At 46.2% G+C, this 2,258-nt stretch carries 4 protein-coding genes; all 4 read right to left on the reverse strand.

Annotation, left to right across the window (positions count from 1 at the left end):
* Window positions 1-263 (reverse strand): DNA cytosine methyltransferase (locus DXC04_RS14375; protein ID WP_199692554.1); only part of this gene is annotated, 263 nt, incomplete at its 3' end.
* A 71-nt stretch (window positions 264-334) separates the two neighbouring features.
* The gene (locus tag DXC04_RS14380) at window positions 335-871 is read right to left on the reverse strand and encodes a hypothetical protein (protein ID WP_004614525.1); all 537 of its coding nucleotides are present in this window, start codon (window positions 869-871) and stop codon (window positions 335-337) included.
* Between the two features lie 154 nt (window positions 872-1,025).
* A complete protein-coding gene (locus DXC04_RS14385; protein ID WP_004614526.1) occupies window positions 1,026-1,316 on the reverse strand; it encodes a hypothetical protein in 291 nt (96 codons plus the stop codon).
* Entirely contained in the window at window positions 1,313-2,221 is a 909-nt protein-coding gene (locus tag DXC04_RS14390) for a ParM/StbA family protein (protein ID WP_158580523.1), read from the reverse strand. The genes DXC04_RS14385 and DXC04_RS14390 overlap by 4 nt, the downstream gene beginning before the upstream one ends.
* Window positions 2,222-2,258: the final 37 nt, after the last annotated feature.

Here is a 2,258-nt window from a genome sequence, read left to right on the forward strand (position 1 = left end):
CGCTTTCCGGCGATAGAGAATGCCTGGCAAGGAAATCCTGCACAGAGCAGATCAAAATCCGGCATTCGTTCTGGTTCAATTGTTCGTGCATCACTACAATACCACTCCCCTTCTGTGTCAAACAGCAATCGGTAGTTCTTATCCGCATAAGTATCCACCTCGCAGTGTCCGACACAGGTAAATCCCCCTGCACGTCTTAAGCCTTCACGGAATCCCCCGATTCCGCTAAAGAGATCAAAAAATTGAATGGTTGCGGTTATCAACCTCCTTTGCTGATAAAAACAGGCGGCATGATTTTTCTCATACCGCCTGTTGGTTTCTCTGTATCTGTTTGTTACCATTCTGTTGGTTCTTCTGCTTGGGTTTCTTCGTCTGGTTTGCTTTCCTCGCCCAGTTCGTTTTCTTCTTCTGGTTCAGTTTCTTCTTCCGGTTCGCATTCTTCTTCCGGTTGGTTTCCTTCGCCCGGCTCGCTCTCTTCTTCCAAGTCATTTTCCTCTTCCGGTTGAGTCTCTTCTATTTCAGATTCTCCGGTTGCAGGTTCCGCTTCTTCGGTGCTGTCTTTGTTCTGCCATTCGGCTTCTGCCTTTTCCAGTGCCTCTTCGATGATCTGAATCAAGAAGTCTTTCTGTTTCATGCCTTTTTTTGCGATGACTGTTTTTAATCTCTGGAATAATTCCTCTGATACCTGTACTGCGATTGTTCTTGCTGTTCCCATGCTCATCTCTCCTTTTCCTGCAAGTCTTTCAAAATGTTCTTCGATGACCTGCTGTATAAATTTCTGTGTGCTGCTTTCTGTCAGTTCAATCTCTTCTCTTACTTTTTCGTGTAAGTCCTTCGGGATCTTTCCGCATATGTTCTTCATCTCTGTCATAGCGTTTCTCCTTTCCGTTTCGCTACACACAACATACTCCAAAGATGCATGGAAAGCTATTCACAATACCTACCAAAGATATCGATGCTGTTTTGCTCCTGCCCCTAGCAGATCCAACAATGTATGTATCGCACAATCATAGGCCTCACCCCCTTTACATATTTTCCATCTGAGACAGGAAATCCATCATCTGGTCCGGGATATCCCCAGCCGGTGGATCTGTTCCAATTTGTTCCGCACCGCCACAAATGTTTAATTCCCGAACACTTTCTTTAATCGTCTTTTGGATGACCTCTTCCATCCACTTCCGGTCCTCTTTTTCCAGAATCGCCTGAACAAGGTACTGGTTTTTCTGTCCTTCCGGAACACTCTGGAATTTCTCCCATGCTTTCTTATGTTCCGGATTTTTCAGGTTTGGACGGAACGAATATACCGGACGTGTCATTTCGCCCACATCTGCTCTACAATCCGTTCATACCCGGCAGCGTTCGCATGGACGTCCTCGATAAAAACAGGGCGGCAAATCGCGTCCTGTGCGGTCACGTGGCGTTTTAAAATCGCAGAACCTCCACCCATAAATACGCTCGGCACCGCCCTGAGATCAAACCCGGATTCCGTGACCGCAGACAGGATTCTTTCGATGTATTTCCGTCCGTTTTCCTGTATGACAACTCTTGCATCTTCTGCCATGCTGCAGGTTTCCCCACGAAGCACACGTTCGATCTGTGTTTCCGTTACAGACAGTCCGGTATTTCTCCGCACCTGTTCTGCCGTCTCATCAATACACCGGATCACACCCAGCTCCAGACTCCTGCAGGTTGCCGCATTCGGAACACTATTATCCAGTCTCATCAGATCAACCGTCCAGCCACCAACATCCACCAGAAGAACAGATGGTTCATTCTTCAGGTACTCTGGATGCAGAGCCAGGGCAGAGTACCCCTGTGGGAACAATTTCACATCTTTGATCTGTATCTCATACCATTCACTTTCATATAAAAAGCGCACTGGCTGTTCTTTCCTCAACAGATACTCCCGAAATCCCTGTTTCTCCCTTCCAAAGCTGGACAAAGGCAGTCCAACAGCCAGAATGACTTCCGTCTTTCGTTCCGCTTTCCGGTTCTTGATTTCTTCTGCAATCGCAGCCAACGTCAGCAGATAATAATTATCATTGGACGTTTTATTTTTTACCAGCGTCTGTCTCCCTGTACCGCAGACATAATACTTTCCCCGATACTGCAGAACATTCTGCATCGTATACGGCTCATAATCATACTTGATAATGCCACTGGGAAAAGACACATGTTTTGTCTTAATCGCATAATACCCATGATCAATTCCTACTATCATCACAATCACATCCTTCTTTCATTTTTTCGTCTGGTAT

The sequence above is a fragment of the Dorea sp. OM07-5 genome, from assembly GCF_003481355.1.
Classification (GTDB): Bacteria; Bacillota; Clostridia; order Lachnospirales; family Lachnospiraceae; genus Dorea_D; species Dorea_D hominis.